Genomic DNA, 21,093 nt, shown 5'->3' with positions numbered 1-21,093 from the left:
AACTGTCACACCCCGCTGTTACTGTCATGGCTCACCACACAAGGAGAGCCAAATGATCACTGCCGATATGTCTATTCTCTATGTTGAGAACGTCCTTAAGAGCGCTGAGTTTTATTCCACGCTGCTCGGCTGCGAGCCGGTTGAGAAACAACCTACGTTCGCGTTATTCGTGCTGGAGAACGGTTTTAAGCTGGGGCTGTGGTCATGCTATACGGTTGAGCCGGTCGTGAATCAGCGTGCGCTAGTGCCATCGGGTGAAATCGTCTTTAAGGTGCAGGCGCGGGACGAGGTCGAACATTTCTATACGCTGTGGTGCATGGAGCGTCACGCGACGGTGATCCAGAGCCCGGTCGAGCTTGATTTCGGTTACACCTTCGCGGCGATGGACCCGGACGGCCACCGTTTGCGCGTCTGTTATCTCAATCCGGAAATGTGACCAGCAGTGAGGAAAACTGGTCAGCGCCAGTTTTCCTGCATTCACGCCCCTAGTCAGAAAAAAGTTCTGCCGAGCGGGATAATATCGCACCACTGTTTTTTATAGCTCCAGAACGCTTTATAGATCCCGAGCGAAAAACGCATCGTCTTATTTTCTCTGGCGCATAGTGCACGGGCGTTGCTTGTATTCAGCCATAACAAAATGCTGCCCAGATTGAGGGTGGTGTACTGCGGATCGTAGCCGCCATTGATATCATCGAAATAGATCCACTCAGGGTTGTTGCACATAAAAATAATATCGAACGCGCAGGGCCTGTCATGCAGAAACAGTATGCTGCCAAAAATCAGGTGCCGCAGCGCATCAAAGGTGCGCACCAGATCTTCATATTTAAAGCAGTAAATTTTTCCCTGCCAGCGCAGGGTGAAAAGCTCGATATATATCGCGGCTAACTCTTCTGAGGAAAAATGGCTCGCGTCACGCACCACACCACCCATGGCGCAGAATTTCTCAAACTCCTTGCGGCGCTTTTTCTCCGACGTTTTCGAGATGCTCTCTTTGATATACGCAACCTTATGCTTAAGTCGCCCGGAGAAAAGCGCATTCACAAACGCGCCTTTATGGTGGGGTGAAAGGCGTTTATTGGTGACCGGCAGATAGCCGCGTTTATTGGCGCGCAGGGGGAATAACACATCATCAAAGACAACAGGATAATGCCGGTTCTGCAGGCTGCACTTTCCATTGACGGAAAAGCAGGCACCTGTATCTTCATTACCATCTCTGAGCGCGAAATAACGGAGCGTCAGATTTTGCTCACGACTTAAGAAATGCAGCACATCAGGATGACAGCAAATCGAACCGCCGAACTGATGGTATATCCGCGCGTAATGGGCCGCGTCACAGGGTTGCCAGCCTGTCAGGTTTCCGATGACGTTTTTGAACTGCATAGTGCTGCACCTGTATAAAATTGCTGTGAAAATGCGTTAAACGTGACTTTAAATAGACAGTCAGGCAGAAAATATCCGCCATTGTCCTCTCGCCAGGTTAAGAGAACATTAAGCACACGCGCAGCGTCACCTTTGTCTGGTGTGTGGTTGTGCACGCGCCCTCAGAAGGTGTATGTCACTGCCAGCGCGGTGGTCGTCTGGTTACGTGTATGCACAATCGGGCTGTTGTCGGCTTTATCAGCAAGCCATGTGTAACCGGCGCTGAGGGTCGCGCCCCAGTGCGCATCAAACTGGTGGCTCCAGCTCAGGTTATTGCTGACGCCATAAAACCCGCCGCTGGTGCGGTAAGGCGTATAACCAGAGCGTGCGCTTTGCTGCGCATCGACCCCGTAAAAAGTATTGAGGTAGCGGCTGTCGCCGAAGAGGGCTGCCGACTCCAGTGCCAGCGTGTCAGCCTTGCTCTGGAAGGGCACCAGTGTGAACGATGTCTGATACTGCATGCCCTGGCTGTCGGTGAGCGGCAGTGTTGCCTGGCCTTCCAGCGTCAGCCACGGCGTGACCGACCAGCCGAGCGCGAGGCGGGTATTCAGCGCGGTTTTGATGTTGCCCATGCCTTTAAGCGAATCCGCTCCCTCGCGCCAGGCGCTGTTTTTCTCCCCGCGCCCCAGGCTCACGCCCAGCGAATGTTCAAACCACAGCCCGTTGTCGGTTTGCAGATCGTATCCGAGCCCCTTTTCCGTATCGAAAAAGAACGCGCCGTGCCTCGCCTGCACGACGGGAACTCCAGACCACGTATTATGATTGTCACCGCTGTAGCGGGGCGCATACTCCGCGGCTGCGCCCACCGTCAGGCTGTCCGGCGGAGGCTCCTGTGCGATGGCAATACCTGGCAACAGGATGAGCATGGACAGCGCCCGGTTTCGTATTATCATCGTGTCTCCTTTTGGACGAGAGAATGTATGGCTGAACGGCTGGCTACCGTGTTCGACGCGCATTCTGGGCCACTCATATCAATGAACGGTCAGGAAACTGTTAAGAAACTGTCAAGGTGAACAGATGACAACCAAAAGGGTACTTGTGATTGAGGATGACGCCGATGCGGCCAGCGTACTGGAGGCCTATCTACGGCGTGAAAATTACGACGTGGCGATCGCGGGAGATGGCCGCAGCGGGCTTGAAAAAGCGCAACGCTGGAAACCGGATCTGGTGCTGCTGGATGTGATGCTGCCTGTCATGAACGGCACCGAAGTGCTGGCGACCCTGCGGCGCAGCAGCGATGTTCCGGTGATCATGGTGACGGCCATGGGCGATACGCCCGATCGCATCGGCGCGCTGCGCTACGGGGCCGATGATTATGTGGTGAAGCCTTATCATCCTGGCGAAGTGGTCGCGCGCGTGCAGGCGGTGCTGCGTCGGAGTTGCAAAGCACCTGTGCAGGACGAAATACTGCGCTGGGAAACGCTCACCGTGGATACAGTCGCTATCACCGCGACGACAGACCGGGACGGCGTGACCACATACCTTGAGCTCACTCCCACCGAATTTTCTTTGCTTACCGAGCTAATGCGCCATCCCACGCGTCCTTTTTCCCGTCAGTACCTGCTTGAGCGCTGCCTGCCGGAGAGCGAGGCGCTGGAGCGCGTTGTCGACACGCACATCTATAACCTGCGCAGAAAGCTTGAGAATAGCGGCCTGCGCGGGGTGCTGGTCAATGTGCGCGGCATCGGTTACCGGTTTCGCCAGCCATGAATAACCATCATCAGTCTCTCTGGCGCTGGATCTGCGGGCGCATAATTTCGCTCGCCGTCGGGACAGTTATCGTTATCGCCGTCTGCATGTGGCTGCGCTTCGCGGTGCAGAATTACTGGAATCTGCACAGGATGCCGCCCGCGCTGCGTGACGAATTTCTCCGGCTGGTGGATAACCCGCAGGCCGATCCTGCGCGTTTTCATTACATCGTGGATACCTGGTGGGGGCTGAATTACTCCACGCCCTCCATTGCTTCCGGCGACTGGCTCCTGCTTAGCGTGCTGGTGCTGGTCATGATCCCATTTATCGTTTTTATGGGTCTGAAATATGCCCGCCCGCTGTCGGCTCAGTTCAGTCAGTTGCGGGAGGCGGCAGAAGAGGTGACGCAGGGCGAATTCGGTCGTCAGGCGGAGCTGGTCAGGGAAGCGCCTGCGGAAATGGTGCGTTTTGCGAGTGATTTCAATGCCATGACCCGCCAGCTCGCGCGGTATGAAAAAGAGCTGCGCGCCTCCCACGTGGCAATGGCCCATGAGCTGCGCTCGCCGCTTACCGCCGCAATGGGCCGCCTGCAGGGAATGCTGGACGGCGTTTTTCCGTCCGATCCGCAGCAGCTGGCGATGGTGATGAAGCAGCTTCAGTTGCTGAACCGTCTGACGGATGAGCTGCATCTCTTGTCGCTCGCCGACGCAGGGCAGTTGATCCTCGAACGTGAAGCCATAAGCCTTGATGAACTGTTGCGCGAGCGCGCCGCCTGGCTGAAGCCGCAGGCTGACGCGGCAGGCATCAGCGTGATTATCCATGCCGCACCGGCGTCGCCGCTGTACGCCGATCCGCTGCGTCTCGGGCAGGTCTTTACGGTATTGATGGAAAACACGCTGCGCTATGGCAAACCTGGCGGGCGGCTCGATATTCGGCTGCACGCTACGGCAGAAGGCTACCGGATCGATTTTCAGGATGACGGGCCCGGCGTTGCGGAAAGTTTTCTGCCGGTAATGTTTGAGCGTTTTACCCGCGCGGAGACCTCTCGCGCCCGCCATTCTGGCGGCAGCGGGCTGGGGCTTTCTATCGCACGTGCAATCTGCCAGGCCCACGGCGGCGATATCCAGGCGGCACTGCCGGAAGGGGGCGGCTTATGGATCGGCGTGACGCTGCCCACTGTCGATGCCAGCCAATAAAAATTGCTGGCTTGATGGTTTCTTGACGCAAAAACGAACGAATCTCGACGCAACCACGCTGAAATGACGCTGATTTCCTGAAGGAGCGGCGTCATGTCCGAAGCATTCACCGATTATTTTCGTCATTGCGTGCAGCATCTTTTCCATGCGGCGCGTGCTTTTTCTTTCTTTGCCCTGCTACCCATTGTGGTACTGGCTGCGATCCTGCCACTCTTAACAGGCTGTGGCGACAATCATCAGACCGACCGGCCCGCGCCGCCACGTCCGGTGCGGTATCTGGTTATCACAGCTTCCTCGCCTGCGCACGCTGACCTGCGCACAGGCGAGATCCGCGCCCATGACGAAACCACCCTGAGCTTTCGTACCGATGGCAGACTCGCCAGCCGTGAAGTGGACATGGGTGCCACGGTTCACGCGGGGCAGTTGCTTGCCACGCTTGAGCGCGCCACCGGCGAAAACCAGCAGGCCAGCGCTGAGGCGGAGCGCCAGGGCGCGCAGGCGGCGGAGCGGGTGGCAGCGCTTAATCTTAAGCGTATGCAGAAGCTAATGCCGTCCGGCGCTATCGCCCAAAGCCAGCTCGACAGCGCGAGGGCGGACTGGCAGAGCGCCGTTGCGCGGCTGAAAAGCAGCGAGGCCGCCTTGCGTAACGCGCGTGAGAGCCTTGACTGGACGCAACTGGCGGCGCCAGCCGACGGCGTGATTACCAGCGTCAGCGCGTCGGCAGGGCAGGTGGTAAGCGCCGGGCAGAGCATCTTCACACTCGCTACCAGCCACGCGCGCGACGTCGTGCTGGATGTCAGCGATCCGCAGCGGTTTTCGCGCACGATGCAGGCCCGGTGGCAAGTCGCCTCACTCACGGAGCCCGCCATCACCGCGACCGCCGTGCTGCGGGACATCAGTCCGCAGGCCGACCCGCAGACCCGCACCTGGCGAGTGCGGCTGATGTTAACGGATCCCCCTGACGCCATGGCGCTCGGCGCGAGCGTCACGGTAGCGCTCCCGCAAACGCAGACGCCGGGTTTTACCGTGCCCGCTTGCGCGCTCACCCGCCAGAATGGTCATCCGACGCTCTTTATCATCGATGCGCAACAGCGGGCGCAGCCGCGGCCAGTGACTATCGCGCAGTACACCTCAGAAAGCGTCATCATCGCAGGCGGCGTGCGTCCTGGGGATAAAGTGATTGTGGCGGGCGTCAGCAAATTGCGCGCCGGTGAAAAGGTCATCCCTGGCGAGGCGATGTAAATGAAACCGACCTTTAATCTCTCGGCGTGGGCGCTGGCGCACCAGCAACTGGTGAGTTTTTTTATGCTGCTGATTATCGCGACAGGCGTGCTCTGTTACGAACAACTGCCGCGTAATGAAGATCCGGCTTTTACCATTAAAACCGCGGTTGTCTCGGCACGCTGGCCTGGCGCGTCGGTGACTGACACGACAAATCTGGTCACGGATGTGCTGGAGAAAAAGCTTCAGGAGATCCCCTGGCTTGATAACCTCGAAAGTGAAACCCGCGCCGGTACCGCTGTTATCAATGTCAACCTGCGCGACGACACGCCGCCGCAGGCGGTGCCGGGCATATGGAACACGCTTCGCAACCGCATGCAGGATATCGCTTCGTCGCTGCCGCAAGGCGTGCAGGGGCCCGTGGTGAATGATGAGTTTGACGACACCTTCGGCACGATTTATGGCTTTACCGCCGAAGGCTATTCCATGCAGGCGTTGCGCGAGCGGGTGGAGGCTATCCGGCGTGGGCTGATGTTGTTAAATGACGTGGGCAAAATTACGCTGCTCGGCGAGCCGCAGGAGCAGATAGTTATCGCCTTTTCTCCCCGTAAGCTCGCCGGGATGGGGCTTGATATAACACAGGTGAGTGACGCCCTGAAGGCGCAGAATGCCGTCGAGCCCGCCGGAACGCTGCGCGCCGCAGGAGATAACATCGCGATCCGCGTCAGCGGCGCGCTCACCTCGGAGCAGAGCCTGCGCGCCGTGACGCTGCATATCAGTGGCCGCTACATTCCGCTGACCGATATCGCCACCGTGAGCCGCCAGCCTGCCGAGCCGCCTGTGCCGCAGTTTCGTGTGAACGGACAGCCTGCCATCGGGCTTGCGATTTCGATGGCACCCACTGGCAATATGCTGGATTTTGGCCAGGCGCTGAACGCGCGCATGGTGCAGAGCGCGGCGCAATTGCCGCACGGCATCGAGATGGTAAAAGTGGCCGATCAGTCCACTGTCGTGAGCGAGGCGGTAAGCGGATTTGTCCATGTGCTGGTGGAGGCAGTGCTGATTGTTCTCGCGGTGTCATTTGTGTCGCTCGGCATGCGCGCCGGTCTGGTGGTGGCCGCCGCCATTCCGCTGGTGCTGGCGATGACGTTCGCAGGCATGATGCTGGCGGGCATCGGGCTACAGCGCATTTCACTCGGCGCGCTGATTATCGCCCTCGGTCTGCTGGTGGATGACGCCATGATCGCTGTCGAAACCATGGTGGCGCGGCTGGAGGCGGGCGATTCTCGTCAACGCGCGGCGACCTGGGCTTTCAAAACCACGGCGTTTCCGATGCTCACCGGCACGCTGGTGATGATTGCCGGATTTATTCCGGTTGGTTTTGCCGCCTCCAGCGCCGGGGAATATTGTTACTCGCTGTTCGTCGTGGTGACAATCTCGCTGCTCTGTTCATGGGTGGTGGCGATCCTGTTTTCGCCACTGACCGGCACCTGGCTGCTGCCCGCGCAGATCAAACGTCATCACAACGAACCGGGCTGGCTGGCGCGCGGTTATCACAGCATTCTGCAACAGGCGTTGCGCCATCGGCTTGTGACGATAGGCGGCGCGCTGTTCGCGCTGGGGTTGTCGGTCTGGGGCACCACATTTATGCAGGGGGAGTTTTTCCCGGCCTCCGATCGCCCGGAACTCCTGGTGACCCTTTCGCTGCCCGCCAGCGCTTCACAGACGCAGACGCAAAACCAGGTGGAACGCCTGGAGCGTGCGCTACGCGGCAACACGAATATCGATCGCTATTCGGCGTATGTGGGCACCGGCGCGGTGCGCTTTTATCTGCCGATGGAGATCCTTCAGGACAATGAAAACACGGCGCAGCTGGTCGTTGTGGCAAAAGATCTTCAGGCGCGCGATCGCCTGCGTCGCCAGCTCGACACTCTGATGGCGACGCAGTTCAGCGATATCACCACCCGCGTATCGCCGCTGGAGCTAGGGCCACCGGTCGGCTGGCCGCTGAAATATCGCGTCAGTGGGCCGGACTATGCGCAGGTACAACGCCTCGCGCGGGCGCTTGCTGGTACGCTTGGCACATCGCCGCTGACGCGTGACGTGAACCTGACGGCGGGCGAGCCGGAGAGGGTCATTACGCTTGAGGTCAACCAGACGGCGGCGCGCGCCGTGGGCGTCTCCTCGCAGAGCCTGGCACAGTTACTGAACACGGTCTGGTCCGGCGCGACGGTCACCACAGTGCGCGATAACGACCGGCTGGTGGATGTTGTGCTGCGCGGCAACAATGCGGAACGGCGCGACATTGCCACGCTTTCTGCGCTGAGGGTGCCGACCGCGAGCGGCAGTAAAGTGCCGCTCAGCGAGGTGGCAACCCCCGTCTGGGGGCTGGACGATCCGGTTATCTGGCGTCATCAGCAGCTGCCGTTTATCACCGTGCAGACCGATCTCGCACCGGGGCTTCGCGCTGAAGCTACGGCTCTGGGACTGCGGCCTGCCATTGACGCATTCCGCGCGCGGGTGCCTGCGGGTTATCGCATCGAAGAGGCGGGCGCGGTGGCGGAATCAGATAAGGGCAACCGCTCGGTGTATCGCATGTTGCCGGTAACGCTTATCGTCATGCTGATGCTACTGATGATTCAGCTACGCCGCTTTTCACGCATGTTGCTGGCGCTGCTGATGGCTCCGTTCGGGCTACCGGGCGTGGTACTGGCGATGCTGCCCACCGGCACGCCGCTGGGGTTTGTCGCGCTGCTTGGGATTATCGCGCTGGCCGGAATGATCATCCGCAATGCGGTTATCCTGATAACGGAGGTTGACGGCAATCTGCAACAGGGTATAGACGTCAACGCGGCGATTACCACCGCCGCACAGCACCGCGCCCGGCCCATTATGCTGACGGCCTGTGCGGCGATCCTCGGCATGATCCCGATTTCGCATCAGGTATTCTGGGGGCCGATGGCATTCGCCATTATCGGTGGGCTTATCGTCGCGACGGTGGTGACGCTGACCGTCCTGCCCGCGGCGTTCAGCCTGCTGCTTCAGCCGCGCCGGGGGCGCGCGTCAGAGTAGCGTGGTTTTTAAACCGAGAACCTGCCAGTCACCGTGGCGTTTAACCCAGGTGCGAAAGTGGTGAAAACGACCATTCAGCGGCTCACCGGCGTAAGTGCCGGTGATGACCACGCAGGTATCGATAATAATACAGTGCTCATCTTGCCGGGATTCAAAGGATTCACGCTCGATAGCCTGGATAGCAATGGCACCGCTGCTATGCAGGCCGATATCCTGCGCTTTGGTGACGCGCTGTCCGGCGTGATTGATAAAGAGCAGATCGTCGGCGATTAACGCCGTAAGGGCCGTCACGTCAGAGTTTTTCATGGCGGTAAAGAGCGTATCTTCGAGTTGCAGCGGCAGGTTCATGGCATTTTCCCTCGGGTCAGAAGTTACACTAACAGCCTGAGCCTGGCTGTAAACCCGTGGAAATTTGTAGGTATCTGCCTTCAGTGCGCCGCCATTACCTCCAGCAGCAGTTCCCGCGGGTAGATGGTGTCGGTCGTGTTAGTGAGGGCTTTTGCCGACCACCAGCGGTTATCGTGAATGACGCGCTTTTCGCTGGCGGTCCAGCCTGAAAAGTCGGTCTCTTCATGGTCAACGTGAATGATAAAAAAGCGCTCGTCGGCCAGTACCGTTTCGCCATTCGGCAACAGCATCGTAAAGGTGCGCTGCGCCACTTCCGGGCCGGAGGATGTGCGCACAATACCGGTTTCTTCCCGTAATTCACGTATCGCCGCCTCCTGGAAGGACTCTCCGTCTTCGACGCCGCCGCCCGGCGTCGCCCAGTAGGTGCGCCCGGCAAGCGCGTCGTCGCGGTGGGTAAAGCGAAACAGCAATAACCGGTGATCGGGGCTCATAATCAGCAGCCGTGAGGCGGGACGTGTACGCATGACAGGGCCTTATCCTGGAGAATAATCAACGCCGTTGCATATGCAGAAGCGGGTAAGGTTGTCCTTCGCCATCCAGCGGTGAGCGACCCGTATGGACAAACCCCATATGTTCATAGAAAGCGATGGCTGACGGGTTTTGCTCATTGACATCCACGAAGCGTGCACCCTGCTGCTCGCAGGCGAAGGTCAGTAACGCTTTTCCGATGCCACGACCAAACACCTGCGGTTCGACAAACAGCATCTCGATTTTTTCATCCAGCACGCCGACAAAACCAGCGCATTTACCGTTTTCCTTCTGCCAGCACCAGACAGGTAGCGCAGGCAAATACATTTCCTGAACGCAGACTCTGAGACGCGCTATTTCCGCCTCGCAAAGAAAGGTGTGGGTGTGGCGCACGGCGCGTTCCCAGATATCTGCTAACGCCGGGAAGTGTCGTGCGTGGGCGCGGGTAATCATCTTGTCATCCTTTTCGTTTACTGTGCCGGGCCGAGTATACCGAAAAGCGCGCCTGAATTTTCCTGAACCCTTAATATTGGCAGCCACAGGCGCTACACCTATCACCGGGGCGCGGTCGGCTGGCTCGTCGCGGAGTGCGGCGGCGTCGCGTTTAAGGATGTGCTGACGGTCTTCCTGCGCGATCATGCGTAATCTCAGGCCGCCCAACGGAGCGGCCACAGACTTACCGATGTTATTCAGCAGCCGCGGTTTCCGCCTCTGTCGTCACGCGTTTACCGATATCTTTCAGCTGTGAATACTTTTCCAGCAGTTGCGGCGCATCATCCAGACTCGTGACAAACATCCACATATACGTCATGACCGAATAGATATGCCCGGCGTTGATCGCGGCTGAGTGCGTCATCATCACCACCGTAAAGCTGAACAGCAGCGCGGCCAGCACGCCAATGGTGAAATATCCCATCGCTTCACGATCCGAAAGCGTGATGCGAAGCCTAGCCAGCAGCTGATAATGCCGCTGCAGGGCGCGCGGCGCGGCGTGCGTCACCATATCGATCTCTTTTTCAAGCCGGTTATTGAGCCTGCCGTAAAGCGCCTCATTGCGGCGGGTGAACCGCGTCAGAAAGCAGGCCAGCACGGCCAGGATGCCGAGACACGCCATCCCCGTCCAGAACTCAATCAGCAGCAGCATCACGGCGGCACCGGCCATGGACGCCACAGAGGTTATCAGCGTCGGCAGATGCAGCTCGAAGAAATCGACAAACTCTCTGGAGAGCGCGACCCGCGCCGCAATCGTCGAATGGTTAAGGCTTTTCTGCCGCTGCGCCAGCACCACCGAGACGGCGAGGCCCGCATAAATACGGGCGAACGTGCGCGTATCGACACTGCGCCGCGTCGCGCCCAGCAGCCAGATAAACAGCACCATCAGGCCGTAGAGCATCGCGTTCCAGGCGTTGCCCGCCAGAATCGCGTTGATGCAGATCCCCGCCAGCACCGGGTAGAGCAGGTACGTGACGTTCTCGGCGATCACCAGAAAGAAGGTAAAACATAGCTTCTTGCGGTGGCGTCGCGCCAGCGTTTTCAGCGTGCCGGCGGCGCTGGCGCTGGCGGTGGCAGGTGAGGTCGGGATATTTACGCTGTGCGTCTTCATGATTTCTGTTAATCTTCAGTTAGAGCATTTGCTCAAGTGGGGTGGGATGCTATTTGAGCAACTGCTCAAAGTCAACCAGAGAAAAGCAGAGCGGGCCTTTGTGAAAGAGAAAATCATTAATGCGGCGATCGCCTTGTTCATTGAACAGGGCATTGAAAATGTCAAAACGCGCGATCTGACGGAGCACCTGGGGATTTCGCGCAGCCATATCTATCACTATTTCAAAAACTGGCAGGCGCTGTGCGTGGAGTCGATTTCCACGTTTCTTGAGAATGAACTGAACGAATTTGTCTTGCGGACGGCATCGTTGCCCGCCCGCGAAAGGCTGAAAGCGTTTATCGAAGGGGTGATTTCCACCACGCCGGACCCGACCGCGAAGCTGTACGGCTCGCTGTGGCAGCTCGCGGCCCATAATGCTGAGTATGCGCAGTTAATGGAATCGATACTCGCGCGCTGGCATGACGCGCTGGTAGATATTCTCGCGGCGGGCGCGCAGGAAGGCGTGTTTCGCCCTGTCAACACAGCGCGTTTCGCAAGACAACTCGACGCCATGCTGTTCGGCTACAGCGATCATCTCTACACGCTGCCTTCTGATGACGCGCTCCGCCAGGCACAGGACGATATCGACGATTTTATCGGACAGAATTTGCTGGTGTAACGGTGCCGGTCGCTTTCCATAAGCGGGTCTGAGGGTTGTGAAAATTCGGTAAACATGCCCGTTCACACTCAGGCCTTTGTCACAAAACGGAAAACTGACATTTTTTCATCCGGGCCTGTCCTCGTCCTGGGCGTGATTGTTAAATCTTTGTATATAAAAGCGCTATGGCTAACCGGTAAGCGATTGATGCATAAAACGCATCGGACGATGCGTTTATTACGCTTATTACCTCGATATTTCTGTTCCAGTCTTGAGTAAGAGACGCAACCACAAGCGTTAATGACAACTGGAGACATCAATGCATTCCGCTACCTCACCTGTAAACACCCGTTCCCGGATCGGCGCTATTTTGCGCGTCACGTCCGGCAACTTTCTGGAGCAGTTTGATTTTTTCCTGTTTGGCTTTTATGCCACCTACATCGCGCACACGTTCTTTCCGGCGAGCAGTGAGTTCGCCTCGCTGATGATGACGTTTGCGGTGTTTGGCGCGGGCTTTCTGATGCGCCCCATCGGCGCGATAGTGCTGGGCGCGTACATCGATAAAGTGGGCCGCCGCAAAGGGCTTATCATGACGCTCTCCATTATGGCGGCGGGCACCTTTCTGATTGTGCTGATCCCGTCTTATGAGGCCATCGGGCTGTGGGCGCCGCTGTTCGTGCTGATTGGCCGCCTGTTACAGGGCTTTTCGGCCGGTGCGGAGCTCGGCGGCGTGTCGGTGTATCTCGCCGAAATCGCGACGCCGGGCCGCAAAGGCTTTTACACCAGCTGGCAGTCGGGCAGCCAGCAGGTCGCCATTATGGTGGCAGCGGCAATGGGTTTTGCCCTCAACGCGGCGCTGGATCAGTCGGCCATCAGCAGCTGGGGCTGGCGACTCCCGTTCCTCTTCGGTTGCCTGATTGTGCCGTTTATTTTCGTGCTGCGTCGCAAGCTTGAAGAGACGCAGGAGTTCAGCGCGCGCCGTCACCATCTCGACATGAAACAGGTGTTCCGCATGCTGCTGACCCACTGGCCGGTGGTTGTCGCGGGCATGATGATGGTGGCGATGACCACCACGGCGTTCTATCTCATTACCGTGTATGCGCCCACCTTCGGCAAAAAAGTGCTGATGCTGAGCGCCTCCGACAGCCTGCTGGTGACGCTGCTGGTGGCGATTTCCAACTTCTTCTGGCTGCCGGTGGGCGGCGCGCTTTCTGACCGTTTCGGGCGTAAACCGGTGCTGATTGCCATGACGCTGCTGGCGCTGGCCACCGCGTATCCGGCGCTAATGATGCTGGCGGCGGCACCGGGCTTTTCCATGATGCTGGGCGTACTGCTGTGGCTCTCCTTCCTGTATGGCCTGTACAACGGTGCGATGATCCCGGCGCTCACTGAAATCATGCCCGCCGAGGTGCGTGTCGCTGGTTTCTCGCTCGCCTACAGCCTCGCGACGGCGATTTTCGGCGGCTTTACGCCGGTGATATCGACGGCGCTGATTGAGTACACCGGCGACAAAGCCTCGCCCGGCTACTGGATGAGCTTTGCTGCGCTCTGCGCGCTGCTGGCGACGCTCTACCTTTACCGCCGCAGTACCATGACATTACAGACCGCAGGACGCCGCCATGCATAAGAGAATGACGACATGGATAGCCGCGCTGGCGCTCTCGTCGTTAAGCAGCGTGGCGCTGGCACAGGAAATTACGGTGATGATTTCAGGCGGCTTTAAGGCGGCGCTGGAACAGCTCCGCCCAGGATATGAAAAGCAGAGCGGTAACCAGATTGTGATCGTTCCCGGCCCGTCGATGGGCAAAACACCGCAGGCGATCCCGAACCGGCTGGCGCGCGGCGAAAAGGCGGATGTGGTGATCATGGTGGGCGATGCCCTGACGAGCCTTGAAAAAGCGGGGCGTACCGCGCCGGGGTCGCGCACGGAGCTTGCGGATTCGCCCATTGGCATGGTGGTAAAGCAGGGCGCGCCGGTGCCCGCAATAAACACCCCGGACGCGCTGCGCCAGACGCTGCTGCAGGCCCGTTCGATTGCCTATTCCGACAGCGCCAGCGGTCGCTATGTCTGTACGACGTTGTTTAAAAAACTGGGGATAGAGGCGCAGGTGGAGACCCGCGCGCGGATGGTGGAGCGCATTCCGGTGGCATCAGAAGTGGCGAAAGGGAAGTATGCCGTGGGGTTTCAGCAGGTCAGCGAACTGCTGCCGGAGCCCGGCGTGACGTTTGTCGGCGAGTTGCCTGACAGCGTGCAGTACATCACCCGTTTTGCGGGCGCGGTAACGAACAACGCGGCGCATGCCGCCGAAGGCCACGCGCTGCTGGCGTTTCTGGCGTCACCCGACGCGCAAAAGGTGGTACGCGCCACCGGCATGCGGTCGGTCGCGCAAAAAGCGCCGGTCAGGCTGGCGGATACTGTTCAGTGATGAGCTTTTCGAGTTCCGCCGCCACGTAAGACTGAATACGCCCGCTGCGGCGTATCAGCCCCACGCTGCGTGTGACGACCGGATCGACAAGCCGCAGTGGCACCAGAACGGAGTGCCCCGCCACAGGCATTGACATTGCTGGTACCGCGGCGATGCCAATGCCGGCTTCCACCATGCCAAGCACCGTTGTGACATGGCGTGTTTCACAGATACTTGGACGCGCGGGCGTAATGTGCCCCAGCGCCTGATCGAGCAGGGTACGGTTCCCGGAGACTTTATCCAGACTGATATAATCCTGCTCAAAATAGGCCTTCCAGGTGAGCTGCCCTTTTTTCGCGAGCGGATGATCGCGCCGACAGGCTGCCACGTAGACATCCTCCACCAGCGGCACAAACTCAATGTGCGGCGGCAGGTTTCTGCCAAAACAGATGCCGAAATCGGCCTGACCGCTGCTGACGGCGTCGATAACATTGCCGACGCTGCTGTCGATGAGTTTGATGCGCACGCGCGGGTAACGCGCCTGAAACTGACGGATAATGTCCGGCATAAAGTAATACGCGCCCGACGGCACCGTCGCGACGGTGACAAGCCCCGTGCGTTCCTGGCTTGCCTGCTGGATATCCGCCAGCACCGCTTCGACATTCGCCAGCAGCTGTTCTGAGCGCTCGGCAAAACTCTGCCCATAGAGCGTTAGCGCCACGCGCCGGGTGGTGCGGTCAAAGAGCCGCGCGCCGAGCGCTGTCTCCAGCTTTTCAATGCGGCGGCTGAGCGCCGATTGCGACAGGCAGATGGACTCCGCCGCGAGCCGGAAACTGCCGTACTCCATTAATGCGCGAAACGCATAGATATCGTTCAGGTCAAAGTTTACAGGCATGGCAGCGGCATCCTTTCAGCGTCTCACAGCGACATTATAAAGCGGCGTTTATCATTCACGCCTTTTATCATAGATGACGCGCGGGCGTTTCTGAAAGCCGATACCGTGAGGTGAGCCGCCTCAGCAGGCCATCGCTTACAGATGCTGCGCCTCGACGCCCTGGAGAATTTCTTTGATCTCAAAGAAATCATTCCAGAACGGCGTATCGCGCAGCGCTTCGGTAAAGCCCTGCCAGACGGCATGGTTTGCGGCCTCCCAGATCCAGATATCGGAAATCCGCGCGGAGTAAAATTCGGTATCGAAATAGCGCAGCCTGAGCGCGCCCTCATATTGCGTGAGTAAAGGCGCAAGGTGCGTGGCGATATTACGCTGGCGTTCGTCGGCGCTGGCATCAAGCCAGCTACGGTTGGCTTTCACCAGCATAAACAGCGTGACGGTCTCTGTTGCGGTATTCATAACGCTCTCCCTGAAAACTATTAATGCTTGTAGATGTTGTGTGAAGACGACGCCGTTATGATATCGGGACACGTTATATTCAGGGACTCGCGTTTATGTATGCCATTCAGCCGCCGCTGACACCGCGTAAAGCGCCGCGCCAGGCGCGTTCACGCGCGCTGGTGGAGGCGATTATCGAGGCGACGGCTCGCATTTTCGAGCGCGAGGGCGCGGCGGCCTGCACGACGAATGCCGTCGCGGAAACCGCAGGCGTCAGCATCGGCTCGCTGTATCAGTATTTCCCGAACCGTCACGCCTTAACGGCGGCGCTGGTGGCGCGCGAGCATGAATCGCTGCTTTCGGCCATGCAGCACGCAGCGGCGCGTCCCGATCCGGCGGATCGTCTTTCAGGCATGGTTGACGCAGCTGTGGATTATGAGTTTGCACGGCCCGCGCTTGCACGCACGCTGGATTTGCGGGAGGCAGCGCCGGAATTTCAGGCGCATCAGCAGGCGATGCTGACAGCACTTCACCGCTGTGTTGCAACGGCGCTTGAAGAGAGTGAGACCACGGCATGGGATGTCATCGCGCTGGTGCAGGGCATGATCGCGATGGCCATCGCGCGAGGCGAGAGCTCGCCGGCTGCGCTGAAGCGCCGCATTCACCGCGCCGCCTTTGGTTATCTCGGCTGGGCTGCGCCTGATTAAGCACTTAATAAAGGAGAAAACATGATAGTCAGAACCTGGCATGGCTGCGTGCCGCTGGAACACGCCGACGGCTTTGCCGCGCATTTACAGAAAACCGGCGTGGAGCATTCGCAGCGCACCGCCGGTAACCGTGGCGCGTTTGTCCGTCAGGAAATACAGGGCGACCGGGCGCATTTTTTCCTGGCAACCTACTGGGAAGATCTGAACGCCGTTAAGGCGTTTGCAGGTGAGGATTATCAGGTGGCGGTGACCTACCCTGACGATGAACAGTTTGAGCTGCTCTCCGATCCGTGGGTGTTTCAGCATGAAGTTGAGACCATTGCGGCGCTGTAATCCATTCTTTTCGCCGCGTTGTACTGATAAGCGGTCAGCGGCCATTCACCGGTGAGACCGCCATAAAATGGCTGGCGAGTGTGCCATTCTCAAGCCGGTGCACCATCAGCGCGGGCGGATCGAAGACCGCAGGCACGTGCGAGCCACCCAGCCATAACGGGTTCGCCGGGCAGACCGAACCGCAGATGTAAGCCGGAATACCGGCCAGCATTCCCGCTGCCGGACGGTGAACGTGCCCTGTGGCAATCGCGAGCGGCTTTGCCGGGTGATGGCGCAGCACTCCGCCGAGCGCCTGCGCGTTGCGGCACGCCGCCGCATCCATCGACGGAATGCCGCTCATAAATACATGATGATGCAGAAACAGCAGCGTCTGTCGCCCGTCAGCTTCATCCAACTGACGCGCCAGCCAGTCGAGATGCGCGGCCACGCTGCCCGCTGCACTTCCATCCACGGTAGAATCCAGTCCAATCACGCGAAGCGCAGGCGTATCCACAACCGCATGCAGCGGCCCTTCCTGCGCCAGCGAAGGCCAGACGGCGCGCATGGCGGCGCAGTCATCAGAATTTCCCGGCAGGATAAGCGTCCGGCAGGGCACTGTTTCCAGCCGCGCCGCAATGGCGCTATAACCGTCGCGCCAGTGGTCGTCGGTGAGATCGCCGCTTATCACCAGCACATCGGGTTCGAGCGGCGTAAGCCACGCCAGGGCGTTGTCAAAACGCGCCAGATTATCGTTATCCGGTGCGGCGTGAATATCTGAAAGCTGCGCGATTATCAAGAATTGCTCTTCTGTCTTATCGGTTTGGCCGTGAAATGATGATAGAAGAGGGAGGGGAAAGGTGTCACAAAGAAAAAAGCCAGCCGAAGTGAGAGACGGGCTGGCTTTTAAAAGAAGGAATACAACGTCAGAATCAGATGTCGTCTACCGTATGGTCGACAACGATTTCCAGCGTTTTGCGCACGACGTCAGCCATCACCACGTCATCCGTGGTTTCCAGCACGCCAATGAGCTGCAGAATAATCGCTTTATGGGTCAGGTGACCGTCGGTCGCAAGAATGTTGCTCACAACCGCGCCCAGCAGTGCGGCTTCCTGCGCCAGCATATCGCCGGCGTTACGAAAGTATTCAGACAGTGCCGTGTCGGGCAGATCTGCCTGTAAATCAATGGGGTTAAGCATCACCTGGCTCATGTACTGGCACCGTTTTAATTGAAAGTTGCTGATGTAGTCAGTGTTTTTTACTGCTGTCCGGCGACGCACTCTCGCCAAACAGCGAATGGACGTTATCGCCGCTCCATTCTTTACGCTCACGCGTGCCGTTACGCCGTCCGGAAACCGCCGTCGCGCTGATTTCGGTGATGACACGGGCAATGGCCTCACGTCGACCGGGATCAGACTCGCTGGTTTCCATCGAGCGCAAACGCGCAATCAGTACCCGCATATTGATCGGGCCTTTTTCTCTCAGCAGAGACAGTACTGCCTCTCCGATGATTTCATCTGTCAGTTGATCTTTTTCACTTCTGTTCATAAATGCGTCTCTGAATGCCGCATGTCCCGCGCCACACGCGCGGGATACAACTTCTTTCCGGTGGCGTCCTGCCACTGAAAATTGTCAGGCTGTGCTAAGGCCTGCAATATCCCTCCGCCACAATTGTCTTAATCATCAGGAAACAGTTCGGTGAAAGAACGCCCTGGTGTTAGCGATCAAAAAGCAGACCGATCAGCGTTTGATAGTGACTTTCTTCTTCAACGCTGGACGCCATTTCAAGACGACTAAGCAATTTGGTGCAAATACTTTTTTTATTCAGGAGACGACCATCGCGCAGGATCTCTACGACGATTTGCCCTAATGTTTCTTGCTGAGTCGGCAGAGCCGCTTTATCAAAGTATCGGGCAATGGCATTAGCTGTATCCGGAATGTAACCGTTCTGACGCATATGTCACTCCTGTTAAAATTTCGTAACTACGCAAGGAATAGTTAGCAGTATACTAATTACGTGAATCTTGTACACCGTTATTGTATAAGTTCGCGATCTTTTTTTGCGCAAATAATAACTAGTTCATTAATTTCATGGGGTTACAGTAAAATTTATTTTTAGCTTTTGGTCTGAATTTGTACTGATTATGCTTCCTGGCGTGCAAAATATGCCGTTTTGCCTTGTACAAGGCGGGAGGAACGTAACCATTTTGTAAAAACCTGTACAGAAACCCACCTGAGCCTCAGTCGCTAAAATCCTTACCTGACTCATTATTTGTCTCTTTATAGACATCACTGCAAGACGCCCGGCAGGTCATCTGTTAAGGTGGCTGCTTATTCACCTATTCACAGGATGCATGATGCTCACAACCATAATTTATCGCAGCCATATCTGCGACGACGTTCCGGTCACCGTGCTGGAAGAGATGGTGGATGCAGCGAATAACAAAAACGGCCAGGCCGACGTGACCGGCATTCTGCTCTTTAACGGCCGCCACTTTTTCCAGCTACTGGAAGGCCCGGAAGAAGGAGTGAAAGCTATCTATCGCGCCATTTGCGCGGATACGCGTCATTACAATCTGGTGGAGCTGCTGTGCGACTACGCGCCGTCGCGTCGCTTCGGTAAATCGGGTATGGAACTCTTTGATTTACGAGATTATGAGCGTGACGAAGTGCTCCAGCATGTGCTGGATAAAGGCACGTCGAAATATCAGCTGGTGTACGGCGACCGCGCGCTGCAGTTCTTCCAGACGTTTGTCGAAGCCACTGAAAAAGAAAACTATTTTGAGATCCCGCCGGGTGACAGCTGGGATTTCATCATCGAAGACGACGGCGTTCAGGCGCCCGCGTCTGTCAGCGCGCGTACCGATTGTACCTTCGCGTTTCAGCCGATTATCGACCCGCTCTCCCGCGAAGTGGTCTCGCTGGAGGCGCTGCTGCGTACCCCTGACGGCGCGCCGCCGCAGACGTTTTTTGAAGGTCTGGAAGGCGAAGCGCTGTATGAGGCCGATCTAGAGAGCAAGAAAACGGCGTTTGAAATCGCCGGCGCGCTGAATATTGGCCAGCAGACGCTGTGCGTAAACCTGCAGCCGATGACCCTGGTGAAAATCCCTGGCGCGGTGGAGTTTCTGGTACAGGAGATCCACGCCAACGGGCTGGTGCCGGATCAGGTGATTGTTGAGTTTACCGAAAGCGAAGTGATTTCCCGTCTCGATGAGTTTACCGGTGCGATTCGCCAGCTCAAAGCGGCGGGGCTGCGCGTGGCGATTGACCACTTTGGTGCCGGTTTCGCCGGGCTGTTACTGCTGGCGCAGTTCCAGCCAGACCGCATCAAAATCAACCGCGAGCTTATTCGCGATGTGCATAAGAGCGGCCCGCGACAGGCCATTGTGCAGGCGCTGATCAAATGCTGCGCGTCGCTGGAAATCGCGATTTCTGCCGTGGGCGTGGAGAAAGCCGAAGAGTGGATGTGGCTCGAATCCGCAGGCATTACGCTCTTCCAGGGGCATCTTTTCGCAAAACCAGCGCTCGGTGGCATTCCTGCCGTCGCCTGGCCTGAAAAAAAGTTCGGCTTGTAACGGTTTGACCTTCTCTCTGGCGCATGTCAAAGCCGCATGCGCCATCTCTCTGTGATTTAATGCATTTTATGTACACTTTTTTGTTGCCCGCAGCATGTTGAATTCATACCCTTATCAACCAGACGGCTCTTAAATTAACTTCACGGTTGTACAATTATTAAAAATTGTACAAGCTAAGGGGAGTTAACTTTTTGAGAGATTCCTGTGTCGGTTTTGATCGTGAGTGAAGATCCTATGGCGTTTTACAGCATTGGCGAGATAGCAGAACGGTGCGGGATCAACCCCGTGACGCTACGCGCCTGGCAGCGGCGCTATGGCCTGCTAAAACCTCAACGCAGCGAAGGTGGCCACCGCCAGTTTGATGAAGATGACATTCAGCGTATCGAAGAGATTAAACGCTGGATCAAAAGCGGCGTGCCGGTCGGCAAAGTGAAAGCGCTGCTGGATAAAGATGTCGTGGTGGGGCCGGAAGCGTGGAATGTGGTGCAGGAAGAGATGATGGGCGTGGTGCGCCAGGCGCGACCGGCGACGCTGCGTGCCAAAATTACCGCGCTGGTGCGTGAAAACGCCGTGGACGGGCTTATCGATAACGTCTTTCTGCCGGTACGCCATCGGTTAAGCCTCGATCAATACACCGCGCCGTCGATGCGCAGCATGATGGACGGCGCGCTTATCGAATACGCCACGCTGTTTCTTGCCGAAGCGCGCAAAAAAACCACCAAAGAAGCGCTGCTGATGGGCTGGGGCAATGTGGATCGCGCCCGCCTGTGGCTGGAAGCCTGCCGTCTGGCGCACCAGGGCTGGCATATTGATTTACTCGCCGAGCCGCTCGATTTGCCGCACCCGGAGCTCTTTCCCAATCAGCACTTTTTCGTCTGGACTGACGAGCCGCTGAACGCTGAGCAGCAGGAGCGCGCCGCGCACTGGAAGGCGCAGGGTTACGCCATTACTTTCCTGACCGGGAATAAATCCGCGTAACGGTAAACATGTCGGTCATTCACTGAACCGCAAAAAGCCCGGCACTGGCCGGGCTTTTTGATGGCGGGTCGAAGTC

Annotated in this window: 24 protein-coding genes and 1 pseudogene; 13 read left to right on the top strand and 12 right to left on the bottom strand. The window is 57.9% G+C overall.

Annotated elements, in window-relative coordinates; genetic code table 11:
- Positions 1 to 52 precede the first annotated feature (52 nt).
- Positions 53 to 436: a VOC family protein gene (locus ACUW6V_RS17195; protein WP_097566396.1), complete on the top strand. Its 384-nt coding sequence runs from the start codon at positions 53 to 55 to the stop codon at positions 434 to 436.
- Positions 437 to 489: 53 nt separating this feature from the next.
- On the opposite strand, the gene ACUW6V_RS17190 is transcribed toward ACUW6V_RS17195, so the two are convergent.
- Positions 490 to 1,380: a GNAT family protein gene (locus ACUW6V_RS17190; RefSeq protein ID WP_011998932.1), complete on the bottom strand. Its 891-nt coding sequence runs from the start codon at positions 1,378 to 1,380 to the stop codon at positions 490 to 492.
- 161 nt (positions 1,381 to 1,541) lie between these two features.
- A complete protein-coding gene (locus ACUW6V_RS17185; protein ID WP_011998933.1) occupies positions 1,542 to 2,312 on the bottom strand; it encodes a MipA/OmpV family protein in 771 nt (256 codons plus the stop codon).
- Positions 2,313 to 2,436: 124 nt separating this feature from the next.
- Here ACUW6V_RS17185 and ACUW6V_RS17180 point away from each other — a divergent pair, with 124 nt between their 5' ends.
- The 4 genes from ACUW6V_RS17180 to ACUW6V_RS17165 all read left to right on the top strand — a co-directional run bounded on the left by ACUW6V_RS17180 (position 2,437) and on the right by ACUW6V_RS17165 (position 8,597).
- Positions 2,437 to 3,129, top strand: a complete 693-nt coding sequence (locus tag ACUW6V_RS17180) for a response regulator (RefSeq protein ID WP_007854387.1) — start codon at positions 2,437 to 2,439, stop codon at positions 3,127 to 3,129.
- Positions 3,126 to 4,304, top strand: a complete 1,179-nt coding sequence (locus ACUW6V_RS17175; protein WP_015387228.1) for a sensor histidine kinase — start codon at positions 3,126 to 3,128, stop codon at positions 4,302 to 4,304. Before ACUW6V_RS17180 ends, ACUW6V_RS17175 begins: the two co-directional genes overlap by 4 nt.
- Positions 4,305 to 4,397: 93 nt before the next feature.
- Positions 4,398 to 5,546, top strand: a complete 1,149-nt coding sequence (locus tag ACUW6V_RS17170) for an efflux RND transporter periplasmic adaptor subunit (RefSeq protein ID WP_454038677.1) — start codon at positions 4,398 to 4,400, stop codon at positions 5,544 to 5,546.
- A complete protein-coding gene (locus ACUW6V_RS17165; protein ID WP_454038676.1) occupies positions 5,547 to 8,597 on the top strand; it encodes an efflux RND transporter permease subunit in 3,051 nt (1,016 codons plus the stop codon).
- Here the strand turns inward: ACUW6V_RS17165 and ACUW6V_RS17160 are convergent.
- The 3 genes from ACUW6V_RS17160 to ACUW6V_RS17150 form a co-directional block, all read right to left on the bottom strand.
- Positions 8,589 to 8,945: a nuclear transport factor 2 family protein gene (locus tag ACUW6V_RS17160; RefSeq protein WP_054623920.1), complete on the bottom strand. Its 357-nt coding sequence runs from the start codon at positions 8,943 to 8,945 to the stop codon at positions 8,589 to 8,591. The two genes, ACUW6V_RS17165 and ACUW6V_RS17160, sit on opposite strands and share 9 nt — an antisense overlap.
- Positions 8,946 to 9,025: 80 nt before the next feature.
- Positions 9,026 to 9,469 carry an NUDIX hydrolase gene (locus tag ACUW6V_RS17155; RefSeq protein ID WP_072186285.1) on the bottom strand — a complete coding sequence of 148 codons (444 nt, stop codon included), beginning with the start codon at positions 9,467 to 9,469 and terminating at the stop codon, positions 9,026 to 9,028.
- 25 nt (positions 9,470 to 9,494) lie between these two features.
- Positions 9,495 to 9,926, bottom strand: a complete 432-nt coding sequence (locus ACUW6V_RS17150; protein ID WP_007854406.1) for a GNAT family N-acetyltransferase — start codon at positions 9,924 to 9,926, stop codon at positions 9,495 to 9,497.
- Positions 9,927 to 10,022: 96 nt separating this feature from the next.
- Between ACUW6V_RS17150 and ACUW6V_RS17145 the strand changes: the two are divergent.
- Positions 10,023 to 10,118: pseudogene (locus ACUW6V_RS17145) on the top strand (DinB family protein); the annotation flags it as partial.
- A gap of 40 nt (positions 10,119 to 10,158) precedes the next feature.
- Here the strand turns inward: ACUW6V_RS17145 and ACUW6V_RS17140 are convergent.
- Positions 10,159 to 11,076 carry an ABC transporter six-transmembrane domain-containing protein gene (locus tag ACUW6V_RS17140; RefSeq protein ID WP_054623918.1) on the bottom strand — a complete coding sequence of 306 codons (918 nt, stop codon included), beginning with the start codon at positions 11,074 to 11,076 and terminating at the stop codon, positions 10,159 to 10,161.
- A 100-nt stretch (positions 11,077 to 11,176) separates the two neighbouring features.
- Between ACUW6V_RS17140 and ACUW6V_RS17135 the strand changes: the two genes are divergently transcribed.
- From ACUW6V_RS17135 to ACUW6V_RS17125, 3 genes are all read left to right on the top strand, one after another.
- Complete coding sequence (locus ACUW6V_RS17135; RefSeq protein ID WP_007854412.1) at positions 11,177 to 11,734, top strand: TetR/AcrR family transcriptional regulator; 558 nt, start codon at positions 11,177 to 11,179, stop codon at positions 11,732 to 11,734.
- Between the two features lie 298 nt (positions 11,735 to 12,032).
- Entirely contained in the window at positions 12,033 to 13,340 is a 1,308-nt protein-coding gene (gene tcuC, locus ACUW6V_RS17130; RefSeq protein WP_007873133.1) for an MFS transporter, read from the top strand.
- Positions 13,333 to 14,139, top strand: coding sequence for a substrate-binding domain-containing protein (locus tag ACUW6V_RS17125; protein ID WP_454038675.1), 807 nt, complete (start codon positions 13,333 to 13,335; stop codon positions 14,137 to 14,139). Before tcuC ends, ACUW6V_RS17125 begins: the two co-directional genes overlap by 8 nt.
- On the opposite strand, the gene ACUW6V_RS17120 is transcribed toward ACUW6V_RS17125, so the two are convergent.
- Both ACUW6V_RS17120 and ACUW6V_RS17115 read right to left on the bottom strand, forming a co-directional pair.
- Positions 14,114 to 15,013: a LysR family transcriptional regulator gene (locus ACUW6V_RS17120; protein WP_063265865.1), complete on the bottom strand. Its 900-nt coding sequence runs from the start codon at positions 15,011 to 15,013 to the stop codon at positions 14,114 to 14,116. The genes ACUW6V_RS17125 and ACUW6V_RS17120 overlap by 26 nt on opposite strands.
- Before the next feature lie 135 nt (positions 15,014 to 15,148).
- The gene (locus ACUW6V_RS17115) at positions 15,149 to 15,469 is read right to left on the bottom strand and encodes a darcynin family protein (protein WP_032989724.1); all 321 of its coding nucleotides are present in this window, start codon (positions 15,467 to 15,469) and stop codon (positions 15,149 to 15,151) included.
- A 95-nt stretch (positions 15,470 to 15,564) separates the two neighbouring features.
- Here ACUW6V_RS17115 and ACUW6V_RS17110 point away from each other — a divergent pair, with 95 nt between their 5' ends.
- Both ACUW6V_RS17110 and ACUW6V_RS17105 read left to right on the top strand, forming a co-directional pair.
- Positions 15,565 to 16,155 carry a TetR/AcrR family transcriptional regulator gene (locus ACUW6V_RS17110; protein WP_454038674.1) on the top strand — a complete coding sequence of 197 codons (591 nt, stop codon included), beginning with the start codon at positions 15,565 to 15,567 and terminating at the stop codon, positions 16,153 to 16,155.
- 21 nt (positions 16,156 to 16,176) lie between these two features.
- Positions 16,177 to 16,488, top strand: a complete 312-nt coding sequence (locus ACUW6V_RS17105; protein WP_007854431.1) for a hypothetical protein — start codon at positions 16,177 to 16,179, stop codon at positions 16,486 to 16,488.
- A gap of 34 nt (positions 16,489 to 16,522) precedes the next feature.
- On the opposite strand, the gene ACUW6V_RS17100 is transcribed toward ACUW6V_RS17105, so the two are convergent.
- The 4 genes from ACUW6V_RS17100 to ycgZ form a co-directional block, all read right to left on the bottom strand.
- Positions 16,523 to 17,263: a metallophosphoesterase gene (locus ACUW6V_RS17100; RefSeq protein WP_105606608.1), complete on the bottom strand. Its 741-nt coding sequence runs from the start codon at positions 17,261 to 17,263 to the stop codon at positions 16,523 to 16,525.
- 133 nt (positions 17,264 to 17,396) lie between these two features.
- Positions 17,397 to 17,675, bottom strand: a complete 279-nt coding sequence (locus ACUW6V_RS17095; protein ID WP_007854451.1) for a biofilm development regulator YmgB/AriR family protein — start codon at positions 17,673 to 17,675, stop codon at positions 17,397 to 17,399.
- 37 nt (positions 17,676 to 17,712) lie between these two features.
- On the bottom strand, positions 17,713 to 18,012 hold the full coding sequence (locus ACUW6V_RS17090) for a hypothetical protein (protein WP_007873152.1): 300 nt from the start codon (positions 18,010 to 18,012) through the stop codon (positions 17,713 to 17,715).
- Between the two features lie 169 nt (positions 18,013 to 18,181).
- The gene (gene ycgZ / locus ACUW6V_RS17085) at positions 18,182 to 18,421 is read right to left on the bottom strand and encodes a regulatory protein YcgZ (RefSeq protein WP_007670514.1); all 240 of its coding nucleotides are present in this window, start codon (positions 18,419 to 18,421) and stop codon (positions 18,182 to 18,184) included.
- 400 nt (positions 18,422 to 18,821) lie between these two features.
- On the opposite strand from ycgZ, the gene ACUW6V_RS17080 reads away from it, so the two are divergent.
- Together ACUW6V_RS17080 and ACUW6V_RS17075 are read left to right on the top strand one after the other, a co-directional pair.
- Positions 18,822 to 20,039, top strand: a complete 1,218-nt coding sequence (locus ACUW6V_RS17080) for a diguanylate phosphodiesterase (RefSeq protein ID WP_454038673.1) — start codon at positions 18,822 to 18,824, stop codon at positions 20,037 to 20,039.
- Between the two features lie 234 nt (positions 20,040 to 20,273).
- Complete coding sequence (locus ACUW6V_RS17075; RefSeq protein ID WP_007873161.1) at positions 20,274 to 21,017, top strand: MerR family transcriptional regulator; 744 nt, start codon at positions 20,274 to 20,276, stop codon at positions 21,015 to 21,017.
- Positions 21,018 to 21,093 lie beyond the last annotated feature (76 nt).

Source organism: Cronobacter sp. 153480017-3 (genome assembly GCF_053627815.1).
The sequence above is the reverse complement of the archived record's forward strand: the minus strand, read 5'-3'. Positions and strand labels throughout refer to the sequence as shown.